We start from the raw sequence: 19,191 nt of genomic DNA on the forward strand, positions 1-19,191 counted from the left end.
GACCGCCGATTCTCGTTCGGCGCCTTCCGCTCGCCGCGATCATCGCATAAGACCTGAGACAAGATGAACGGCCAAACCGGTAAAATCGTACGTTTCGGCGCCTCGCTCTCGGTCCTCGCGGCCGTGCTGTCGGCCTGCGCCTCGTCGCCGTTCACGCCGCCGCCCGTGGACGCCACCTCGCCGGTGGCCGCCGGCGCCGAAGCGGCCGCCAAGGAGCGGGGCAAGATCCCGAACCTCGCCAGCATTCCGGCCGTGCCGACCGACATTCCCAAGCCCGGCGAATACAAGGCCCAGGTCCAGGCCGAGCAGGCCGCCGCCGCTCAGCTCCGTCGCGACACCGCGCCGGACACCTTCGCCCTGACCGACACCGAAGGCTTCGCCGCCCGCGCCCAGCGCGCTGCCCGCGTTCCGCCGTCGGAAATCCCGACCGTCGCCGACCGCGCCGAGACCGAAGCCTTCGCCAAGGCTGCTCGTGGCCGAGCTACCCCGCCTCCGTCCAAGCCCCAATAGGGCGACGGAGGCATAATTTTCCTTGAACTGGCTTGGCTAGGCCCCGCTTGGGGTCTATCCATGCCCGACTTTTCGCTCCTGCAGCGCCAGAGGGCGCACGAGCCATCATGACCGCCGACTTTCACCGTATCCGCCGCCTGCCGCCCTACGTCTTCGAAGAGGTCAACCGCATCAAGGCTCGCCTGCGCGGCCAGGGCGTCGACATCATCGACTTCGGCATGGGCAATCCGGACATGCCGACGCCCAAGCACATCGTCGACAAGCTGATCGAGACCTCGCGCGATCCGCGCGCCGGCCGCTACTCGGCCTCCAAGGGCATCCCGGGCCTGCGCAAGGCCATGGCCGGCTACTACGAGCGCCGCTTCGGCGTGAAGCTGAACCCCGACACCGAGGTGATCTCGACCCTCGGTTCGAAGGAGGGCTTCGCCAACCTCGCCCAGGCCCTGACGGCTCCGGGCGACGTCATCATCTGCCCGAACCCGGCCTATCCGATCCACGCCTTCGGCTTCATCATGGCCGGGGGCGTCATCCGCCACGTGCCGGCGCTGAGCCCCGAGCAGTACCTCAGCAACATCAGCCGCGCGGTGAAGCACTCGGTGCCGCCGCCCAGCGTGCTGATCCTGTCCTATCCGTCGAACCCGACGGCCCAGACCGTCGACCTCGACTTCTACAAGGACGCCGTGGCGCTGGCGAAGAAGCACGACCTCCTGGTCATCAGCGACGTGGCCTACGGCGAGATCTATTTCGAGGACAACCCGCCGCCGTCGATCCTGCAGGTCGAGGGCGCCAAGGACATCGCCGTCGAGGTCAACTCGCTGTCGAAGACCTACGCCATGGCCGGCTGGCGCGTGGGCATGGTCGTCGGCAACGCCCGCATCTGCGCGGCCCTGGCCCGCGTGAAGTCCTATCTCGACTACGGCGCCTACACGCCGGTGCAGGTGGCCGCGGCCGCGGCGTTGAACGGTCCGCAGGACTGCGTCGAGGAGATCCGCGGCATCTACAAGGGTCGCCGAGACACCCTGGTCTCGTCGATGAAGCGCGCCGGCTGGGACATCCCCAACCCGCCCGCCTCGATGTTCGCCTGGGCGAAGATCCCGCCGCAGTTCGAGGCCGCCGGCTCGATGCTGTTCTCGCGCCTGCTGATCGAGGAGGCCGGCGTCGCCGTGGCCCCCGGCATCGGTTTCGGCGAGTACGGCGAGGGCTATGTCCGCATCGGCCTCGTCGAGAACGAGCACCGGATCAAGCAGGCCGCGCGCAACGTGAAGAAGTTCATCGCCAACGCTGACCAGATCCTGGCCAAGGCTCACAACAGCCTCGAACAGGCCTGACGCCGCTCGCGAAATCCTCGCCCTTCGACAGGCTCGGGGTGAGGGTTTCGACCGCCAAAGCCTGCAATGCCCTCATCCTGAGCTTGTCGACGGACGAGGGCGGCCCCGCCAGGGCCATCGGACCACGAGGAACCGCACCATGACTCAGAAAACCTGGCGCGTCGGCGTCGCCGGCCTCGGAACCGTCGGTGGCGGCCTTCTGCAATTCCTCGCCGCCCGCCCGGACTTCGCGCCGGCTGGTGATCGCGCCGAAGTGGTCGCCGTTTCGGCGCGCTCGAAGTCGCGTCCGCGCACGGTCGACATCTCGGGCCTGGAATGGTTCGACGATCCGGTCGCCCTGGCCAGCTCGCCCAATGTCGACCTGTTCGTGGAACTGGTCGGCGGCAGCGATGGTCCGGCCAAGGCCGCTGTGGAGGCGGCCCTGAAGCTGGGCAAGCCGGTGGTCACCGCCAACAAGGCCCTGATCGCCGAGCATGGCGCCGAACTTGCCGCCCTGGCCGAGGCCAATGACGTTCCGCTGCTGTTCGAGGCCGCCGTCATGGGCGGTACGCCGGCGGTGAAGATGCTGCGCGAGGCCATGGTCGGCGACGACGTCGTCTCGGTGGCCGGCATACTCAACGGCACCTGCAATTACATACTCTCCGAGATGGAGAAGACCGGCCGCGACTTCGCCGACGTGCTGCGTGAGGCCCAGGCCCTGGGCTACGCCGAGGCCGACCCCACCATGGACGTCGGCGGCTTCGACGCGGGCCACAAGATCACCATCCTGGCCGCCCTGGCCTTCGGCTGCGCCCCCAACTACGAGGCCGCCGAGATCGAGGGCATCAGCGAGGTCGAGTTGCTCGATATCAAGCTCGCCAAGGACCTGGGCTATCGCATCAAGCTGATCGCCGGCACCTCGAAGACCGACGACGGCGTGGCCGTGAAAGTCCATCCGACCCTGATCCCGCTGGAGCATCCGCTGGCCCAGGCCGGCGGCGCCCTGAACGCGCTCTTCATCGAAGGCACGCGTATCGGCCGCATCTTCATCCAGGGCCCGGGCGCCGGCGCGGGCCCCACGGCCGCTGCGGTCGCCGCCGACATCGCCGACGTCATGACCAAGGCCGTGCGTCCGGTGTTCCAGGCTCCGGCCGGCGCGCTGAAGCCGTTCGTGGCCGTCGATCCGGCCAAGTCGGTGGGCAAGGCCTACCTGCGGATCATGGTCCGCGACGTGCCCGGCGCCATCGCCGCCATCTCCGAAACCCTGGCAGAATGCGGCGTCTCGATCGACGCCTTCCTGCAGAAGCCTGTCGAAGGGGCGGGCGGCGTGCCGATCGTGCTCGTCACCCATGCGACTCCGGAATCCAAGCTCCTCGACGCGATTAGCCGCATCGAAAAGCTGCAGGCCGTGCTAGAGCGTCCCCGTCTTCTGCGCGTCGCGCGCAACTAGAGATCGCGAGCAACAAGCGGTCCAGGTGTGGAAGACATTGGGAAATTAGCCTCGCCACGGGCTGGGAGACACTGATGAGTTCTAACACCCTGGACCGTTCTCTGGTCCTGGATGCGGTCCGCGTGACCGAAGCCGCCGCCATCGCGTCGTGGACCATGGTCGGCCGGGGTGACGAGATGGCCGCCGACCAGGCCGCCGTCGACGCCATGCGCAACGCGCTCAACGAGCTTTCCATCGACGGCGAGATCGTCATCGGCGAGGGCGAGCGCGACGAGGCGCCGATGCTCTATATCGGCGAGAAGGTGGGGCGTGGCGGCCCGACCGTCGACATCGCGCTCGATCCGCTGGAAGGCACGACCCTGACGGCCAAGGCCATGCCCAACGCGCTGGCCGTGATGGCCTGGGCGCCCAAGGGCACGCTGCTGAACGCGCCCGACACCTACATGGACAAGATCGCCTGCGGGCCGGGCTATCCGGCCGGCGTGATCGATCTCGACAAGTCGCCGGCCGACAACGTCAAGGCGCTGGCCGCGGCCAAGGGCGTCGAACCCTCGCAGATCACCGTCTGCGTGCTGGACCGTCCGCGCCACGCCGAGATCATCGCCTCGGTCCGTTCGGCCGGGGCTCGGGTCAACCTGATCACCGACGGGGACGTGGCCGGCGTCATCAACACCGCCGACCCCTCGACCGGCATCGATCTCTATCTCGGGTCCGGCGGCGCCCCCGAGGGCGTGCTGGCCTGCGCGGCGCTGAAGTGCGTCGGCGGCCAGTTCCAGGGCCGCCTGATCTTCCGCAACGCCGACGAGCGCGCCCGCGCCGCGCGCTGGGGCGTCACCGAGTTCGACAAGAAGTACGACCTGCACGAGATCGTTCGAGCCGACGCGATCTTCGCCGCCACCGGCGTCACCTCCGGCGCCCTGCTGGACGGGGTGGGCTTCAAGGACGGCTTCGTCCATACCCACAGCCTGGTGATGAATTCCTCGACCGGAGCCGTGCGCGAAGTGCGCATGAAGCGCCGGGCCTAGGTTTTGTGGAGCCGACGGTCTCCGTCGGCCCGCTCCCGCACGTAATATTGTCGTACTAGTCTGCGAGTCGCTCGCGCCGCGGCGACTGATCGCCGCCCCGTACAGTCCGAGGCCCTTTCCATGACCGCCCTGATCGATCTCGCCAGCCATCTCGCCGGCGATCCCTCCAGCCCCGCGGTCAAGACCGTCGTCACCGAAATCGCCGCCGCCTGCGCCCGCATCAGCCGCGTGGTGGCCGGCGGGGCCATTCTCGGCAATCTCGGCGCGGCCGGGATCACCAACGTCCAGGACGAGGAGCAGAAGAAGCTCGACATCCTGACCAACGACCTGCTGAGCGACGCCCTGAAGGCTTGCGACCCCGTCGCCGGCATCGCTTCGGAAGAGCTCGAGCACGTCGAGACCACCGGTCGCCAGGGCGGCTACCTGGTCACCTTCGATCCGCTCGACGGCTCCAGCAACATCGACGTCAACGTCTCGGTCGGCACCATCTTCTCGATCCTGCCGGCGCCGGAAGGCCGCGAGCCCGAAGAGGCAGACTTCCTGCAGCCCGGCCGCCACCAGGTCGGCGCCGGCTATGCCGTCTATGGTCCGCAGACCATGCTGGTGCTGACCCTGACCTCGGGCGTCGTGGGCTTCACCCTGTCGGCCGACGACAAGTGGCTTCTGACCCATGCTTCGTCGACCATTCCGGCCGACACCGCCGAGTTCGCCATCAACATGTCGAACCAGCGCCACTGGGCCCCGCCGATCCGTCGCTATGTCGACGGCTGCCTGGCCGGCAAGGAAGGCCCCAGGGCCAAGAACTTCAACATGCGCTGGGTGGCCTCGATGGTCGCCGACGTGCACCGCATCCTGATGCGCGGCGGTATCTTCATGTATCCGTGGGACGCCCGCGAGCCGGGCAAGCCGGGCAAGCTGCGCCTGATGTACGAGGCCAATCCGATGGCCTTGATCGTCGAGCGCGCCGGGGGCAAGGCCACCGACGGCGTCACGCCGATCCTCGACCTGGCGCCTAGCAAGCTGCACCAGCGCGTCCCGGTGGTGCTGGGCTCGGCCAACGAGGTCGATCAGGTCGCCAAGGAAACGGCGGCCGGTTGATGACGACAGGCGCCCTCTCCGCCAGGGGGGGGCGGCCCGTCAGCGGGCGAGGGCGGCTTTCGAGCGCAGGGCCGTCGCGGTCGCCAGGATCGAGCCGATCAGCACCAGTTCGCCGGCGTTGCCGAGCCAGAACACGCCGCTGGCCGCGCTGCCGAACATCGCCAGGGCGCCCAGGCACAGCCACGGCACGCCCGCCCGCCGCCACAGCAGGCCGCCGACGCCGATCAGCACCAGCACCGTGACGATCGACGGGATGGGCGGGCTGGCGGCCGCGTGGGCGTAGCGCAGCGTGCCGCCATATTCCTTGAGCACCAGGTCCAGGTTGAAGATCTCGGTATAGGCGCCGAGCGCTACGAGCAGGGCCGTCAGCACCCACACCCAGGCGCGCAGTCGCAGCCTGGCGATCCAGAACACGATCGGGATCAGCAGCGGCGTCAGCAGGCCGTGCGCGATGTAGCGCGGCACCGACAGGCCGATGAGCAGGTCGCCCGCGCCGATTAGCGCCCCGCCCGCGACGATGGCGTTGTCCCAGCACAGGGCCAGGATGATGACGGTCAGCGGCCAGATGCGAAGTGAGGCCGCATACGCGCTGGCGGCCAGCATGCCCGCCGCCATCAGCCAGAACACGAGGGTGATCACGAGGGCGCTCCGTCCGATTCGCTGTCTCTGCAGGGCGTCGAAACTAGTGCGGCCTTCGCCGCCGGCGTCCCCCGCGAACGAACTCGTCGCCACACGATCAGGCGCCGCAAGATCAAGCGGGCGTCCGTTATCGCCGCACCGGCGTGTCATGGATCGAATCCCGTAAAGGCGATAGGGTCGTCCCATGCTCCAACACGCTGATTTCAGGCTGGTTTAGCCCATGGCCGCCGACGGTCACGCCGCACCCGCCGCCGCCGAGGCCTTCCTGGGCGTCGAGCGCTCGCTGTCCGGACGCGCCTGGCGCGAACGCGCCGCCGACGCCGCCGTGGCTCGCGACATCGCCAGGCTGCACGGCCTTTCCGAGCCCCTGGCCCGCGCGCTGGCCGCCCGGGGGATCGGGCTGGACGGCGCCCGCGACTACCTGCAGCCGACTCTGAAGTCGCTGTTCCCCGACCCGTCCAGCTTCACCGACATGGATCGGGCCGCCGAGATCCTGATCGACGCCCTGGTGCAGGGACGCCCGACCATGGTGTTCGCCGACTATGACGTCGACGGCGCCACCAGCGCCGCCCAGCTGGTGCGCTGGTTCCGGCATATGGGCGTCGAGCTGCCGATCTACATTCCCGATCGCCTGAAGGAGGGCTATGGCCCCAGTCCGGCGGCCTTCAAGACCATCCGCGAGACCGGCGCCGAGCTGGTCGTCACCCTCGACTGCGGCGCGGCCGCCTACGACGCCATCGCCAGCGCCGCGACGATCGGCCTGGAGGTCGTGGTCATCGACCACCACCTGATGCGCGAGGATCCTCCGGCCGCAGCCGCGGTGGTAAATCCCAACCGTCCCGGCTGCCAGAGCGGGCAGGGCGTACTGGCCGCCGCCGGCGTCACCTTCGTCCTGCTGGTGGCTCTCAATCGCGAGGCCCGCAAGCGCGGCCTGTTCAGCGAGGCGCGACCCGAGCCGGATCTTCGCCAGTGGCTGGACCTGACTGCTCTGGGCGAGGTCTGCGACGTCACCCAGTTGGTCGGCTTCAACCGGGCGCTGACGGCCACGGGCCTGCGGGTGATGTCCAACTGGGCCAATCCGGGCCTGAAGGCGCTTCTGGAGGTCGCCAAGGGGCAGGGGGCGGCCAGCGTGTTCCACGCCGGCTTCATCCTGGGGCCGCGAATCAACGCCGGTGGCCGCATCGGCCGTTCCGACCTCGGCGCGCGTCTTCTTTCCACCGACGATCCGCTGGAGGCGCGGGCCCTGGCCGAGGAGCTCGACGAGCTCAACACCGAGCGCAAGGCCGTCGAGGCCGCCGTGGTCGAGGAGGCCGTGGCGATTCTCGAGCGCAGCAGCAACTTCAATCCCGACGCCCCGGTGATCGTCGTGGCCGGCGAGGACTGGCATCCGGGCGTCGTCGGCATCGTCGCCAGCCGCCTGCGCGAGCGCTATCGCAAGCCCACGCTCGTCATCGGCATCGATCGTGCGGCGGGAATCGCCAAGGGCTCGGGCCGGTCGCAGCCGGGCGTGAATCTCGGCCGGGCCGTGCAGGCCGCCTTCGAGGCCGGGATCCTGATGGCCGGGGGCGGTCACGCCATGGCCGCCGGCTTGACCGTGCGGCCCGATTCGATCCCCGAACTGCGCGCCTTCCTGGAAGAGGCCCTGGCCGGCGAGATGGAGGCTGTGGGCTCTGAGTCGGTCGAGATCGACGCCCTGGTGCAGCCGCGCGCCGCCAATCGCGGCCTCTGGACCGAGTTCCAGCAGATGGCGCCGTTCGGGCCGGGCAATGTCGAGCCCACCTTCGCGCTGGCCGGCGTGCGCCCCGAGCGGGTCATGGCCCTGCGCGGCGGCCACGTGCGAGTCGACCTCGTCGGCCCCACGGGAGACCGTATCAAGGCCGTCTCCTGGCGTTCGGCCGAGACCGATCTGGGCCGTCGGCTGCTGGCCGGCGGTGGCGCGCTGCACGTCGTAGGCCGGCTGAAACCCGATGATTATATGGGGCGGGAAGGGGTCCAGCTCGAGATCGAGGACGCCGCCGACCCACGCATGTGGACGGATTAAAAAAATCGCATCTGACCGCTTGCGCTCTCCGGGGAGCCTTTGTATATCCCCGGCTCCTCGCGGCGACGCGGTCCCTTCGTCTATCGGTTAGGACGCCAGATTTTCAATCTGGAGAGAGGGGTTCGACTCCCCTAGGGACTGCCAGTCGCGAGGCGTCTACTTTGAACTACTGCGGATTACCTTGCTTCTGTGAAGCTTAGTGGTCCCTTCGTCTATCGGTTAGGACGCCAGATTTTCAATCTGGAGAGAGGGGTTCGACTCCCCTAGGGACTGCCACCGCAGAGTTCAGAGTTTCCCATACGACACAGAAGGCGCGACTAAACGTCGCGCCTTTCGTATTGCGCGCTCTCCGCATCATTTGGCCATTGACGGCCATCCCTCCCCGAGAACACTGTTATTCTTGTGGTGCTCGCTCCTTTGGGCTGTTTGGGCGAGCCAGAGGGGCGGAATGTCTGGTTACGACTTGGATGCATCGGGCGCGCACGAAGACCTCGTGCGTATCAGCGGCCGCGTGAAATGGTTCGACGTCGGCAAGGGCTACGGCTTCATCGTTCCCGACGATCCCGGCCAGACAGGCCTGAAGGACGTCCTGCTCCACGTCACCTCCCTGCGTAATTGCGGTCGCGAGTCGGCGCTCGAGGGTTCGGCCATCGTCTGTGACGTGGTCAAGCGGCCCAAGGGCTGGCAGGTCAGCGAGGTCGTCGACCTGGACGAGACCTCGGCGCCGTCGCCGCTGGAGCGCCCGCGGCGCACCTTCGACGAATCCGCGCCCCGGCGCGACGGTCCGCGTGGCTTCGGCGGCGCGGCGCGCCAGTCGCTGACGCCGGCCGGCCCGCCTGAGCGGGCCAAGGTCAAGTGGTTCAACCGCACCAAGGGCTACGGCTTCGTCGTCCGCGACGAGGCGCCGGGCGACATCTTCGTGCACATCGAAACCCTGCGCCGCGGCGGGCTGGAAGATCTCCAGCCGGGCGACGACGTCATGGTTCGGTTCGCCCAGGGGCCCAAGGGTCTTGTCGTCGCCGAGATCACCTCCGCCTGAGGCGGCTTTCCCGGTCGGAGAGGGGCGGGTAGGGTTCTCGCTGGTTCCACGGTCCTGGCGAGGCGTTCTTGGCCCTTCTCGACGATCCGCGACGACGCGACGCGCTGCGACTTCTGGCGGGCGCCGTCCCGGCCCTTGGCGTCTCGGGGGTGGCCCTCGCGGCTGGTCCGCGCCTCGAGCCGCTCGAGCTCGTCACGGGGCGCGGCGTCGTCCGATTCCAGGTCGAGATCGCCGCCACCGAGGCCGAGCAGCGCAAGGGGCTGATGTTGCGCAAGTCTCTGGCCCCGGACCGCGGCATGCTGTTCATCTACAGGAAGCCGCAGCGGGCGGCCTTCTGGATGAAGAACACCCTGATCCCGCTCGACATCCTCTATATCGGCCCGGACGGAAAGATCCTGTCGATGGTCCGCAACGCGCGGCCGCTCGACGAGACGCCGCTGCCGTCGGGCGGCCCGGTGCTCGGCGTGCTGGAGATCGCCGGCGGTCGGGCGGGGCAGTTGGGCGTGCTGCCCGGCGACCGCGTGCGCCACCGGATCTTCCCCAAGGGGTGAGCCGCTCGGCTGGATCATCGAAAATCCCGCGCGCGCAGGCTTGCGTTTCGACCCCAAAGCCGAGTAGGAGCAAGCCCTTGCTGGTGTCCGGAGCGTAGCGCAGCCTGGTAGCGCATCTGTTTTGGGAGCAGAGGGTCGCAGGTTCAAATCCTGCCGCTCCGACCACCGGCAAAGCCGTTTGGAGAGGCCCATGCTCGCCCGCATCTATCGTCCCGCCAAGAACGCCATGCAGTCGGGTAAGGCCAAGACCAAGGACTGGACGCTGGAGTTCGAGCCGGCCTCGGCCCGCAAGCCCGACCCGCTGATGGGCTGGACCCAGTCCAGCGACATGAACGGCCAGATCCGCCTGACCTTCGAAACCCGCGACGAGGCCATCGCCTACGCCCAGCGGCACGAAATCTCGTTCCAGCTTTTCGAGCCGAAGGTTCCCAAGCGGATCATCAAGGCCTACGCCGACAACTTCGCCACCAACCGCAAGCAGCCCTGGACCCACTAAGGGCCAGGAACGCTGGGCCGGCGAGTGCGCGCCCTTAGCTCAGTTGGATAGAGCATTCGCCTTCTAAGCGAACGGTCGCAGGTTCGAATCCTGCAGGGCGCGCCACTCCCGGACAAAACCCGGCACGACAAGAGCCGCCGATTCTACGCCGTTGTTGACGGCGAGCGTCCGCAGCAGCTCCACCTTCGATCCGCAGATCCGGGCTTCGTGCGGCGACACCATTTCCACCTTCTGCGCGACCGCGCGAATCAAGTCCCTGCGATAGGCGCCGTTGTCGGCTCTGAACAGCTCGCGGGTCGCTTGCGAGAACCTGTTCAGAAGCTCCGGGGTCAGCGCCGGCATGATGTTCTCGATTGCCTTGGCGGCCCGTTCGGCGTCGCCCGCTGCTTTGTCGCGCAACGCCCGTAGCTGCGCGATGCGCGGCTTCAGCGAGGGATCGGTGGCGTCGATTATGCCTTCCTCGATAGACGCATAGAGCCGTTGCAGGCGCTGTTCGACTTCGGTGGCGCGCTTGCGCAGGTCCGCGACATGGCGGTGGCGCTTCTCGATCCATTCCGAGCGCCGGTCGATGATGTTGTCCATCATCGTGGCCAGACGCTCCGGATTGAGGAGGCGGTTTTCCAGGTGATCGATCACGGCGGCGTCCAGTAGGTCCATCCGCACGCTCATGCCCTTGCACCCGGTTGAGCCCTGCCGGGCCTTGGTGCAGCAGGTATAGTATCGGTAGGCGCTGCTCTTGCCGGTGCGCAGGGTCATGGCGTTTCCGCACAGGCCGCAAAAGCAGATGCCGCCCAGAAGGATTGGGCTGTTGACGAAGCGCGGGGCCATGGCGAGCGGATTGCGCTGGGACATTGCCCGCTGGACGGCGTCGAAGGTGTCCCGATCGACCAACGGCGGGACCGCCATAATCACGCGCTCGGACTCGTCCTTGAACTCCTGGGTGGCGTAGTGGCGGCTATTGAAGACATGCGCGCCGATATAGGTCGTGCGGGTCAGAGTGTAGTGCACCGTGCCGTTGCTCCAGCGCCCACCGCCGCGCGTGGTGAGATGCTGGTCGTTGAGGTAGGTCGCGATCGACTTGACGCCCATCGGGCCGCTGCCGTCGATGCCGTGCAGGGCCAAGCGGTAGATCAGCCGCACAGTCTCGGCCCCGATCGGGTCGATCTCCAGCTTCTTCTTGATCCGCTCGCCGCGCTGCTCGGCCGCGACCACCCGATAGCCTAGCGGGGGCAGGGAGCCGTTCCAGAACCCCTGGCGAGCGTTTTCCTTCATGGCCCGCAGCGTGTGCTTGGCGTTCTCCCGCGACTGGTACTCGTCGAAGAGGTTCATCATCTGCCGGACCATGACGCCCATGGGGTCGTCGCCGACCTCCTGGGTGATCGAGACGATGCGCACGCCGTTCTTCGCCAGCTTCCGGGCGTAGAACTCGAACTGGAACTGATCGCGGAAGAAGCGCGAGAAGGAGTGCACGAGGATGACGTGGAAGGGCGGGGGCTTGGCCATCGCCGCGTCGATCATCTGCTGGAAGGCCGGGCGGCGATCATCGGTGGCGGTGTTGCCCGGCTCAACGAATTCCTCGGCCACGGGCCAGGCCTTGGCTTGGCAGTAGGCCCGCAGTTGCCGGCCCTGGTCAGGGATCGAAAGGTCGCTGTCGGCCTGTCGACCGGTGGAGACGCGAAGATAGAGCGCCGCGCTAGGCGCGGTCGGTGGGGGAGGGGTTCGACGCTTGGCCATCTCTGTCTTTCCGGCGGATCAGGGCAGAGGACCGAGCAATTCGGCCAGGACCTTCTCCAGATAGGCCTCGGTGACCTGCAGCTCGCGGATCCCGATGGGGATCTGCGCCGGCATGTCGTCCGTGACAGAGAGGGAGACACGCGAGACCGGCCTCCTTGGTAGTCGCGGCGGCAAAATATTTAGGTAGTCGAGGAAGTCGGGCGGTTCGGCCTCGGGGAGCGGCTTTCTGGGCATAGGCCGAGGGTCACTCTCACCTCGATGGGGTGCAAAGCCGATCTCAGGTTGGGCGTGCTGTGGCGCAGAGAGACAGGTGTTCGGCGATGTCGGCCGTCTATGAGCCAGCCGGCTTTTTGATCGGGTGAACTAGCCGGCGGGCTTGGCCCACACCCCGCGTTGGGCCGCCTTGGCCTCGGCTTCGGGCTTGGCGTAGAGGCCCTTGCTGTAGCGGCGGTATTCGGTGGCGTAGCCCGAGCGGATCAGGGCCGCATTGATGTCGGGGCTGGCGCTCGACCAGCACTTGGCCACGGTGCGGCCGTAACGGTCCCGATCGACCGGTCGACAGCCGACCCGGCCGCGGGTCAGGCGGAGCAGCTCGTCGCGGGCTTCATAGGCGAAGGGTTCGGCCGGCGTGCTCCCGCGTCGCACCTCGGGGGCGTCCACGCCAAAGAGGCGGATGCGCTCGGCCCCGCAGCGCAGGGTGTCGCCGTCATGAACGGACGGTGCGGTGCAGGCGATGATGGCGGCGGCGAGGGGGGCGAAGGACATGGGCGAGCCTTAGCCTGCTTCGTGGTGCTGCCCTAAGGGGCGGGCGGCGGCCGGCGACCGAACCGTGACGCACGGTCGTGGTCCTTTGCCATCAGGCGGCGACTCGGGATGAGAAGGGCGTCGTGTTGCGCGAGGACTGCTCATGACCCCAGAGGCCTTTTCGACCCTGGCCGGCCGGCTCGGCGCCGCCGTGCAGGTCCGCCATGTGCTCGACACGACTCAGTTTCGAGTCGGCGGACGCGCCTTCGCCACGCTCAATTGGCCCGAGGCCGGGTGGGCGGTGATCAAGCTGACCCTCAGGGATCAGGCCGGGGCCATGGCGCTCAGCGACGCGGTGACGATCGAGCCGCGGCGGCCGCGCAACTCCGGCGTGACCCTTGTCAGGCTCAAGGGGATCGACGAAGACGCCATGGCCTACATCCTGGCGGCCGCCTTCCGCGAGGCCTACGTCAAGGCTTCGCGCACTCGTCCGGGCAGGGGGCGTGGTGCCATGCTCGCCGTGGCCAAGGACCCGGGGTGATCCGATGAGCACCGGGGTCAAGATCGTCGCGGTGCTGGCCGCCAAGGAGGGGATGGGGCAGGCGTTGGAGGCGCTGCTCCTGGGCATGGCGGGCGCTTGCCGGGCCGAGCCCGGCAACCTTCGCTGGGACGTCTGGCGCGACCAGGCCGATCCGACCCGCTTCGTGCTCGACGAGCTCTATGTCGATGACGCGGCCGTGACGGCCCATCGCGCCAGCGCCCATTTCGTCGCCTATCTGGCGAGGATCGGGGACCTAGCCGAGCGCACGGCCCTTGTGCTGGACCCGGCCGACCTCGGCTGAGCGCGGATTGACCGGACTGGTTCGGGTCCTAAAGTGCCGCGTCCGGCCCACGAAGGCCGTGACCAAGCCCAGACAAAAAGGGGGGGAGGGATATGGCCAAGGAACAGGCGCTGCAGACGCTTCAGGCCTGGCATGACCTGCTGGAAAAGCGCGAGTTCGATCGCCTGCGGCCCTTGGCGGCCGAAACCGTGGTGTTTCGCTCGCCGGCCTTCTTCACGCCCTATCCCGGTGTCGAGCCGTTGGTGCACATCATCGCCACGGTCAACACGATCTTCGAAGAGTTCGCCTACCATCGGGAGTTCTGGACCGAAGGCTTTGATGCCGTCGTGCTCGAGTTCAGCGCCCGGATCGGCGACAAGGCGTTGAAGGGGATCGACATCATCTCCTTCGATGAGAGCGGCAGGATCACTGAGTTCGAGGTGATGATCCGGCCGGCCAACGCCGCGGTCGCCGTGGGCGAGGCGATGGCCGCAAAGGCTGGCCCGGGCCTGAAGGCCCTGTTGGGCAAGCCGGCCTAGTCGGCCAGCCGCACGAGCAGTTCGTTCATCCCGTCGCTGAGGGCGCCGCTCCAGGCTGGGTGCCCTGGTCCCGCCGCCTGGGAAATGTCTTTGGCCTGTTCCATGTGCAGGATGGTGCGTTCCCCGTCTGGCGCGCGACGGCTGAAGGCAAACTGGCCGCTGCCGCGCAGGAAGGCGCCGTCGCGATGGTGCAGGCTGATGAACCGCTGGCCGTCGATGACGACGGCGTCGTCATCGGGCCCGCCGCGGCGATCGGCGGCTTGGCGCAGGGCGCCCCAGATCATCGTCATCTTCATGGTCCTCCCGACCGGATTCGATGGTTAACGACCATGCTGGGCAGGGCGATTCCCGCCCAGGCCCCGCCCGGCCGCGATGTGATTTTTCAGTGGATTGATCGACCCGGCCAGCGCGCCGCATCCGCGAAACCCGAGCGAATGCAAAGGGTCGTGGCTGGTGTTGGCCTCAGGCATCGGCGGGCGGCTCCACCTGGCGCACGGCCCGCCACCAGGGCCAGCGATGCTCGCCGCCGCGCTCGACCTTCTCCATCTCGAACCAGGCTACGTCGCCCTCGAAATCGGGGACGAATTTGGGATCGACAAAGTCGGCCGGCCCGTTGAGGCCGCCGACGGTATGGAGATGGTAGTTCAGCGTGCGACGGGTTTGGGAGTCCCCGTAGCCTTCCTCGACCGCGATGCGCGTGAGGCGGGCGATTGTGCGCAGAAAGACGCGAGGCGCCCTTGGCGCGCGGGGGCGCGCGCGCGGATCGGCGCGGTTGGGCGGCATGGGAAGCTCTTGAATGTTCCTATATTGTTCTCATTTCGCACCAGTGAGCGCAATGCGCGTTTGCGGCGAGATCGCGACCCTGCGACCTTGAGGCGTTGTGCTCGGTCACCAGGGGCTCCCGCCGGGCGCTTTCGCGCCCGGCTTCACCCGATACGGAGAGTGGCCGGCGGTCACGCTCGGTCCCGAGCCTTTCGGCTCTTCTGCGGGCGCGCCGCCTGGCGGGCGACCCCTTAAGCGAAGAGTTGGGGGTCGCCTCCGGCCGCTCGACGCGGACGTTCCGACACGCGCTTTGCGCGGTCTCCCTGCCGGCTTCATTCGTCATGAGCGCTCGCTGACGCGCGCGCATCGGTCTTTCCCGCCGCTGCCGCGGCGCTTCTCTGTTCTGGCGCTCCGCGCCCGGGTGGGCTTGGGGCTCCGCCCCCAGCGCGCTTCGGACCAGCTTCCGCCCAGCTTCGGTCCCTTCGGGCCCTGCAGCCGGGTCCCCGCGAAGCCGGCGCCGCCGCTTGCACCCCCGGTCTCGCCGACGGGCAAGGGTTCGATGACGAACCCCTGTCTTTAAGGATGAGGACCATGGGACAAGATGCTGAAATCCTTGAGCCCCGCATCTATGTCGCCTGTCTGGCGGCCTATAATTGCGGCCAGCTGCATGGCGCCTGGATCAAGGTCGAGGATGACCAAGAGGCCGTGCTGGAGGCGGTGGCTTTGATGCTGGCCGCCTCGCCGCAGCCGGGGGCCGAAGAGTACGCGATCCACGACTATGAGGACTTTGGCGGGGTGGAGATCGGCGAATACATGCCGATGGCCAAGGTGGTCGAGATCGCCGCCTTCCTGCGCGAGCGCGGGACGCTGGGGGCCTTGGTGCTGGACCACTTCAATGGCGATCTCGACCAGGCCGAGGAGGCCTTGGAAGACGGCTACCATGGCCGGTTTTCCAGCCTCGCCGACTATGTCCAGATACTGACCGAAGAGACCATCGAGATCCCGCAGGCCTTGCGCCTCTATATCGATTACGAGGCCATGGCCCGGGACGTCGCGATCAATGGCGACCTCTTCACCATCGCCGCCGACCAAGGCGAGGTGCACGTTTTCAGCGCGCGGTAGGCTCAGGGCTTGGCGCGGCTGGGAGGGCAGGGCGGCGCGGCTGGTGGCCGCGCGCGCCGGCGCTTTGGGCGCCGGCGCTGAGGGCAAGGAGGCGACCGGCCAACGGGCGAAGAGCACGGTTCGCGAGCGTTCTGGCGGTCGTTCGGTGAGTGAGTTCCGTCGCCTGGCGAACTCTTCGTGGAGCCAAATGCCGATCAGCCCCGTTAAGCCTCCGAGCGCTTGACGGAGACCGACCATGACCGACCACGCAGACGAGGCTTTCCGCGCCGCTCTGATCCCGGTCATCCCCCACATGCGCGCCTTCGCCCGCTCGCTGTGCGGCGACGCCGCCGCTGCTGACGACCTGGTCCAGGACGCCCTGGCCAAGGCCTGGCAGGCGCGCGCCAGCTTCCAGCTGGGGACCAACATCAAGGCCTGGGCCTTCATGATCCTGCGCAACCAGTTCTATTCGGAAAAGCGCCGCTCCTGGCGCCAGCAGCCGCTCGACCAGGAACAGGCCGAGCGCACGCTCAAGGCCTATGACGATCCTCATGCGGTGCTGGAGCTCGACGATGTTCGCCGCGCCATGGCGCTGCTGCCTACAGAGCAGCGCGAGGCCCTGATCATGGTCGGCGCCGGCGGCCTGCCCTACGAGGAAGTCGCCGAGATCGTCGGCGTGGCGGTCGGCACCATCAAGAGCCGGGTCAGCCGCGCCCGCGCCGCGCTGGCGGCGATCCTGGCTGACGGCCTCGACAGCGAGGGCTATGTCGCGCCGGCGGCCGGACCGATGGCCGCTATCCTTGGCCAGCTGGACGCGCTGCGCGGCGGCCGTCAGGTCGCCTAGGCAGCTTCGTCTTCACCAGGCGTCCGCGAGCCGCCCGCCGCCAGTTCGCGGAGGATGGCGGCCAGTTGCGTTGAACTGCGCCGCATGTGCTGAAGGCCAAGGGCCCACTTAGGATCGGTCTCGCCCTCGGCTTCGAGCCGCAGACGCTCGGCCTCGTGATCCAGATCGTCGGGTGTGCGCATCGCATCGCCAATGTCGTCAGCGGACTGGCGCGACGCAACGTGTCCGGAAGAAGGAAAGTGCGGCCCGGCGTCAGTCGGGGGGGCGTAAAGCCGAGCCGCTTGGTGTCGGCAGGACCACGAATGGCGCTGCCTGGACGGCTATAGAACCGCGCCGGCCTGAACTGGTTCCCGGCCAAGGCGAGGCCTGATCAAATGGCTGCTCGGTCAGCCGCGCTTGCGAAAGGTGCGAAAGGTCACTGAGTAGCGCAGGGCCTCCACCGGCGAGATCGAATGCTCCCAGGCCTCGCGCGCAGGTCCGGTCAGGATGTAGGCCGAGCGTGGGCCAGGGCGCAGCGTGAACCGCTCCCAGCCTTGGCCTGAGGGGCGGCGAAAGCGGAAGGGGCAGGGGGCCAAGAGCGACACCCCGGCGATAATCTCAAACTGGGGGCGGTCGCGATGCCAGCCGATGCCTGCGCCGGGCGCATATTCGATGGCCAGGGCCTGCTGGAAGTCCTGCGGCGCTCGCCCGGCCAGCCTTGCGACCCTGGCTCGCAGCGGCAAGAGGAAATCGGGGACCGGGGCCGCCGGCTCCAGCACCTGGCGGGCGAAGTCATAGGCCCAGCCGAAGGAGACCACTCGGCGATTGCCCTCGTAGCCGTGAAACTGGAACGGCGCGAAGGGCAGGGCGGCGATCGCGCCGGCAAGATCGCGCTCTTCGTCGTCGGTGACCAGCTCGTCCTGGTAGACGAGTCCTTCGGGGCCCGCATGGCGCGGCAGGGCGATGGTGAGATCCTCAGGCGCAAAGAGGCTGGGCTGGTGGGAGATCATCCTGAAAGCCTCAGACGGGCAGGGCGGCCTGCCGGGCCGTGGCGGCGGTCGCCGCGGCGTCGAAGTTGGAGACGGTGACGCCCAGCAGGCGCACCCCGGCCCGCAACGGGAAGACCGAACGGACGAGATCCAGGCTCAGGCACCGCAGGGTCTCCTGCTCGACGATCGCCCCCGATAGCGAGCGTCGGCGCGTGGCCTGCTCGAAGTCGGCATACTTGATCTTGACCGTCGCGGTGCGGCCAAAGGCGCTGGCCTTCTGGCACCAGGCAAAGACCTTGTCGGCCAGGGCGGTGATCTCGGCCTCGATGGCGCCGGTGTCGGCCAGGTCGGCGGCGAAGGTCGTCTCCGACCCCGACGATTTGCGCTCGCGGTCGGGATTGACCGGTCGCTCGTCGACGCCTCGGGCGATGCCGTAGAACCACGGACCCAACTTGCCAAAATGCTCCTGCAGGAAGGCCAGCGACTGGCGATTGAGATCCTCGCCGGTGTGGATGCCCAGGCCCTTCATCTTGGCGGCGGTGACCTCGCCCACGCCGTGGAAGCGGCCGATGGGCAGGGTCTGGACGAAGGCCTCCCCTTGGCCCGGCGCCACCAGGAACTGGCCGTCGGGCTTGTTCTGGTCGCTGGCCATCTTGGCCAGGAACTTGTTGTAGGAGATCCCGGCCGAGGCGGTCAGGCCCGTCTCGGCGCGGATGCGCTCGCGGATGATCCTGGCGGTCTGGGTGGCGGTGGCGACGCCGGCCTTGTCGCCGGTGACGTCGAGATAGGCCTCGTCCAGCGATAGCGGCTCGATGAGGTCGGCGTAGTCGGCGAAGATCTCGTGGATCTGGCGCGAGACCGCCCGATAGACCTCGAAGCGATGCGGCACGAAGACGAGGCCCGGGCATTTGCGCAGCGCCGTGCTCGACGGCATGGCCGAGCGCACCCCAAACTTCCTGGCCTCGTAGCTGGCCGCGGCGATCACGCCGCGCGCCGCCGGCGATCCGACCGCCACCGACTTGCCGCGAAGGCTTGGATCGTCGCGCTGCTCCACCGACGCGAAGAAGGCGTCCATGTCGATATGGATGATTTTGCGCGGCGACGACTCCATCACCAGGTCAGCCTAGCAGGGTGAGAACGAAATGGGAACTTTCCGGCGCTCGTAGGCGTCGTGACGGTGCGGGCTTGGGCGGGGTTCCCGCGCGGCGCTTTCGCGCCACGCTCCACCCCATAGGGAGAGCGGCCGGCGGTCACGCTCGGTCCCGAGCCTTTCGGCTCTCCTACGGGCGCGACGCCTGGCGGGCGACTTTTGGTCGCCGCCGGCCGCTCGACGCGGACGTTCCGACACGCGCTTTGCGCGGTCTCCTTGCCGGCTTCATTTGTCATGAGCGCTCGCGCTCGCGAGCGCGCACCGCTTAGGGCTCCGCCCTCGGCGCGCTTCGGATCGGCTTCCGCCCAGCTTCGGTCCCTTGCGGGCCCTGCAGCCGGGTCCCCGCGAAGCCGCCCCTCCGCTTGCACACCC

General features: G+C 68.1%; 22 protein-coding genes, 4 tRNA genes and 1 pseudogene. 19 read left to right on the plus strand and 8 right to left on the minus strand.

The genetic code is table 11. The annotated features are described in order from the left end of the window. Positions 1–63: 63 nt before the first annotated feature. The 5 genes from SGCZBJ_RS20205 (at position 64) to SGCZBJ_RS20225 (ending at position 5,390) form a co-directional block, all read left to right on the plus strand. A complete protein-coding gene (locus tag SGCZBJ_RS20205) occupies positions 64–510 on the plus strand; it encodes a hypothetical protein (protein WP_101719729.1) in 447 nt (148 codons plus the stop codon). A gap of 107 nt (positions 511–617) precedes the next feature. Further along, the gene (locus SGCZBJ_RS20210) at positions 618–1,838 is read left to right on the plus strand and encodes an LL-diaminopimelate aminotransferase (RefSeq protein WP_058346918.1); all 1,221 of its coding nucleotides are present in this window, start codon (positions 618–620) and stop codon (positions 1,836–1,838) included. A gap of 139 nt (positions 1,839–1,977) precedes the next feature. Beyond that, entirely contained in the window at positions 1,978–3,267 is a 1,290-nt protein-coding gene (locus tag SGCZBJ_RS20215) for a homoserine dehydrogenase (protein ID WP_101719730.1), read from the plus strand. Between the two features lie 74 nt (positions 3,268–3,341). Next, positions 3,342–4,292, plus strand: coding sequence for a class II fructose-bisphosphatase (gene glpX / locus SGCZBJ_RS20220; RefSeq protein ID WP_101719731.1), 951 nt, complete (start codon positions 3,342–3,344; stop codon positions 4,290–4,292). A 120-nt stretch (positions 4,293–4,412) separates the two neighbouring features. Then, positions 4,413–5,390, plus strand: a complete 978-nt coding sequence (locus SGCZBJ_RS20225; protein ID WP_101719732.1) for a class 1 fructose-bisphosphatase — start codon at positions 4,413–4,415, stop codon at positions 5,388–5,390. Between the two features lie 39 nt (positions 5,391–5,429). Here SGCZBJ_RS20225 and SGCZBJ_RS20230 read toward each other — a convergent pair whose 3' ends face one another. After that, the gene (locus tag SGCZBJ_RS20230) at positions 5,430–6,029 is read right to left on the minus strand and encodes a hypothetical protein (protein ID WP_101719733.1); all 600 of its coding nucleotides are present in this window, start codon (positions 6,027–6,029) and stop codon (positions 5,430–5,432) included. A gap of 220 nt (positions 6,030–6,249) precedes the next feature. On the opposite strand from SGCZBJ_RS20230, the gene recJ reads away from it, so the two are divergent. The 9 genes from recJ to SGCZBJ_RS26230 all read left to right on the plus strand — a co-directional run bounded on the left by recJ (position 6,250) and on the right by SGCZBJ_RS26230 (position 10,807). Next, the gene (gene recJ, locus SGCZBJ_RS20235; protein WP_101719734.1) at positions 6,250–8,070 is read left to right on the plus strand and encodes a single-stranded-DNA-specific exonuclease RecJ; all 1,821 of its coding nucleotides are present in this window, start codon (positions 6,250–6,252) and stop codon (positions 8,068–8,070) included. Between the two features lie 69 nt (positions 8,071–8,139). Further along, a tRNA-Glu gene (locus tag SGCZBJ_RS20240) sits at positions 8,140–8,214 on the plus strand. 57 nt (positions 8,215–8,271) lie between these two features. Further along, positions 8,272–8,346 (plus strand) — tRNA-Glu (locus tag SGCZBJ_RS20245). Positions 8,347–8,518: 172 nt separating this feature from the next. Beyond that, positions 8,519–9,109, plus strand: coding sequence for a stationary phase survival cold shock domain protein CspD (gene cspD / locus SGCZBJ_RS20250; RefSeq protein ID WP_101719735.1), 591 nt, complete (start codon positions 8,519–8,521; stop codon positions 9,107–9,109). Positions 9,110–9,177: 68 nt separating this feature from the next. Then, a complete protein-coding gene (locus tag SGCZBJ_RS20255) occupies positions 9,178–9,660 on the plus strand; it encodes a DUF192 domain-containing protein (protein WP_101719736.1) in 483 nt (160 codons plus the stop codon). An 88-nt stretch (positions 9,661–9,748) separates the two neighbouring features. Next, positions 9,749–9,825 (plus strand) — tRNA-Pro (locus SGCZBJ_RS20260). Between the two features lie 25 nt (positions 9,826–9,850). Beyond that, on the plus strand, positions 9,851–10,156 hold the full coding sequence (locus SGCZBJ_RS20265; RefSeq protein ID WP_101719737.1) for an ETC complex I subunit: 306 nt from the start codon (positions 9,851–9,853) through the stop codon (positions 10,154–10,156). A 28-nt stretch (positions 10,157–10,184) separates the two neighbouring features. After that, positions 10,185–10,261: transfer RNA gene (locus SGCZBJ_RS20270), tRNA-Arg, on the plus strand. Between the two features lie 375 nt (positions 10,262–10,636). Next, the gene (locus SGCZBJ_RS26230; protein WP_240621590.1) at positions 10,637–10,807 is read left to right on the plus strand and encodes a hypothetical protein; all 171 of its coding nucleotides are present in this window, start codon (positions 10,637–10,639) and stop codon (positions 10,805–10,807) included. A gap of 30 nt (positions 10,808–10,837) precedes the next feature. On the opposite strand, the pseudogene SGCZBJ_RS26235 reads toward SGCZBJ_RS26230, so the two are convergent. Together SGCZBJ_RS26235 and SGCZBJ_RS20280 are read right to left on the minus strand one after the other, a co-directional pair. Then, positions 10,838–11,890, minus strand: a pseudogene (locus tag SGCZBJ_RS26235) (recombinase family protein); the annotation flags it as partial. Positions 11,891–12,253: 363 nt separating this feature from the next. Further along, positions 12,254–12,655: a thermonuclease family protein gene (locus tag SGCZBJ_RS20280; protein ID WP_101719738.1), complete on the minus strand. Its 402-nt coding sequence runs from the start codon at positions 12,653–12,655 to the stop codon at positions 12,254–12,256. Positions 12,656–12,797: 142 nt separating this feature from the next. Here SGCZBJ_RS20280 and SGCZBJ_RS20285 point away from each other — a divergent pair, with 142 nt between their 5' ends. The 3 genes from SGCZBJ_RS20285 (at position 12,798) to SGCZBJ_RS20295 (ending at position 13,994) form a co-directional block, all read left to right on the plus strand. Continuing rightward, a complete protein-coding gene (locus tag SGCZBJ_RS20285) occupies positions 12,798–13,175 on the plus strand; it encodes an MmcQ/YjbR family DNA-binding protein (RefSeq protein WP_101719739.1) in 378 nt (125 codons plus the stop codon). A 4-nt stretch (positions 13,176–13,179) separates the two neighbouring features. After that, positions 13,180–13,476: a putative quinol monooxygenase gene (locus SGCZBJ_RS20290; RefSeq protein WP_101719740.1), complete on the plus strand. Its 297-nt coding sequence runs from the start codon at positions 13,180–13,182 to the stop codon at positions 13,474–13,476. A gap of 92 nt (positions 13,477–13,568) precedes the next feature. After that, entirely contained in the window at positions 13,569–13,994 is a 426-nt protein-coding gene (locus SGCZBJ_RS20295; RefSeq protein WP_101719741.1) for a nuclear transport factor 2 family protein, read from the plus strand. Here SGCZBJ_RS20295 and SGCZBJ_RS20300 read toward each other — a convergent pair. Then, positions 13,991–14,290, minus strand: coding sequence for a hypothetical protein (locus SGCZBJ_RS20300; protein ID WP_101719742.1), 300 nt, complete (start codon positions 14,288–14,290; stop codon positions 13,991–13,993). The two genes, SGCZBJ_RS20295 and SGCZBJ_RS20300, sit on opposite strands and share 4 nt — an antisense overlap. Before the next feature lie 166 nt (positions 14,291–14,456). Further along, complete coding sequence (locus SGCZBJ_RS20305; RefSeq protein ID WP_101719743.1) at positions 14,457–14,777, minus strand: hypothetical protein; 321 nt, start codon at positions 14,775–14,777, stop codon at positions 14,457–14,459. A 570-nt stretch (positions 14,778–15,347) separates the two neighbouring features. On the opposite strand from SGCZBJ_RS20305, the gene SGCZBJ_RS20310 reads away from it, so the two are divergent. Together SGCZBJ_RS20310 and SGCZBJ_RS20315 are read left to right on the plus strand one after the other, a co-directional pair. Then, positions 15,348–15,878, plus strand: a complete 531-nt coding sequence (locus SGCZBJ_RS20310) for an antirestriction protein ArdA (protein ID WP_101719744.1) — start codon at positions 15,348–15,350, stop codon at positions 15,876–15,878. Between the two features lie 235 nt (positions 15,879–16,113). Continuing rightward, positions 16,114–16,701 (plus strand): sigma-70 family RNA polymerase sigma factor, encoded by a 588-nt coding sequence (locus SGCZBJ_RS20315; protein WP_101719745.1) that lies wholly within the window; start codon positions 16,114–16,116, stop codon positions 16,699–16,701. Here SGCZBJ_RS20315 and SGCZBJ_RS20320 read toward each other — a convergent pair. The 3 genes from SGCZBJ_RS20320 to dinB form a co-directional block, all read right to left on the minus strand. Next, positions 16,698–16,883, minus strand: coding sequence for a hypothetical protein (locus SGCZBJ_RS20320; protein WP_101719746.1), 186 nt, complete (start codon positions 16,881–16,883; stop codon positions 16,698–16,700). The genes SGCZBJ_RS20315 and SGCZBJ_RS20320 overlap by 4 nt on opposite strands. A gap of 204 nt (positions 16,884–17,087) precedes the next feature. Beyond that, positions 17,088–17,690, minus strand: coding sequence for an alpha-ketoglutarate-dependent dioxygenase AlkB (locus SGCZBJ_RS20325; RefSeq protein ID WP_101719747.1), 603 nt, complete (start codon positions 17,688–17,690; stop codon positions 17,088–17,090). A 10-nt stretch (positions 17,691–17,700) separates the two neighbouring features. Beyond that, positions 17,701–18,780, minus strand: coding sequence for a DNA polymerase IV (dinB, locus tag SGCZBJ_RS20330; RefSeq protein WP_101719781.1), 1,080 nt, complete (start codon positions 18,778–18,780; stop codon positions 17,701–17,703). Between the last annotated feature and the right edge of the window lie 411 nt (positions 18,781–19,191).

The sequence above is a fragment of the Caulobacter zeae genome (assembly GCF_002858925.1).
In the GTDB taxonomy this organism is placed as follows: Bacteria; Pseudomonadota; Alphaproteobacteria; order Caulobacterales; family Caulobacteraceae; genus Caulobacter; species Caulobacter zeae.

Bases quoted from the DNA above. Each gene is read 5' to 3' on its own strand.
- SGCZBJ_RS20225 (WP_101719732.1), top strand. From the start codon at position 4,413: ATGACCGCCCTGATCGATCTCGCCAGCCATCTCGCCGGCGATCCCTCC.
- SGCZBJ_RS20310 (WP_101719744.1), top strand. From the start codon at position 15,348: ATGGGACAAGATGCTGAAATCCTTGAGCCCCGCATCTATGTCGCCTGT.
- SGCZBJ_RS20285 (WP_101719739.1), top strand. From the start codon at position 12,798: ATGACCCCAGAGGCCTTTTCGACCCTGGCCGGCCGGCTCGGCGCCGCC.
- SGCZBJ_RS20290 (WP_101719740.1), top strand. From the start codon at position 13,180: ATGAGCACCGGGGTCAAGATCGTCGCGGTGCTGGCCGCCAAGGAGGGG.
- SGCZBJ_RS20305 (WP_101719743.1), bottom strand. From the start codon at position 14,777: ATGCCGCCCAACCGCGCCGATCCGCGCGCGCGCCCCCGCGCGCCAAGG.
- dinB (WP_101719781.1), bottom strand. From the start codon at position 18,780: ATGGAGTCGTCGCCGCGCAAAATCATCCATATCGACATGGACGCCTTC.
- cspD (WP_101719735.1), top strand. From the start codon at position 8,519: ATGTCTGGTTACGACTTGGATGCATCGGGCGCGCACGAAGACCTCGTG.
- SGCZBJ_RS20315 (WP_101719745.1), top strand. From the start codon at position 16,114: ATGACCGACCACGCAGACGAGGCTTTCCGCGCCGCTCTGATCCCGGTC.
- SGCZBJ_RS20300 (WP_101719742.1), bottom strand. From the start codon at position 14,290: ATGAAGATGACGATGATCTGGGGCGCCCTGCGCCAAGCCGCCGATCGC.
- SGCZBJ_RS20215 (WP_101719730.1), top strand. From the start codon at position 1,978: ATGACTCAGAAAACCTGGCGCGTCGGCGTCGCCGGCCTCGGAACCGTC.
- recJ (WP_101719734.1), top strand. From the start codon at position 6,250: ATGGCCGCCGACGGTCACGCCGCACCCGCCGCCGCCGAGGCCTTCCTG.
- SGCZBJ_RS20205 (WP_101719729.1), top strand. From the start codon at position 64: ATGAACGGCCAAACCGGTAAAATCGTACGTTTCGGCGCCTCGCTCTCG.
- SGCZBJ_RS20325 (WP_101719747.1), bottom strand. From the start codon at position 17,690: ATGATCTCCCACCAGCCCAGCCTCTTTGCGCCTGAGGATCTCACCATC.
- SGCZBJ_RS20320 (WP_101719746.1), bottom strand. From the start codon at position 16,883: ATGCGCACACCCGACGATCTGGATCACGAGGCCGAGCGTCTGCGGCTC.
- SGCZBJ_RS20210 (WP_058346918.1), top strand. From the start codon at position 618: ATGACCGCCGACTTTCACCGTATCCGCCGCCTGCCGCCCTACGTCTTC.
- glpX (WP_101719731.1), top strand. From the start codon at position 3,342: ATGAGTTCTAACACCCTGGACCGTTCTCTGGTCCTGGATGCGGTCCGC.
- SGCZBJ_RS20280 (WP_101719738.1), bottom strand. From the start codon at position 12,655: ATGTCCTTCGCCCCCCTCGCCGCCGCCATCATCGCCTGCACCGCACCG.
- SGCZBJ_RS20295 (WP_101719741.1), top strand. From the start codon at position 13,569: ATGGCCAAGGAACAGGCGCTGCAGACGCTTCAGGCCTGGCATGACCTG.
- SGCZBJ_RS20265 (WP_101719737.1), top strand. From the start codon at position 9,851: ATGCTCGCCCGCATCTATCGTCCCGCCAAGAACGCCATGCAGTCGGGT.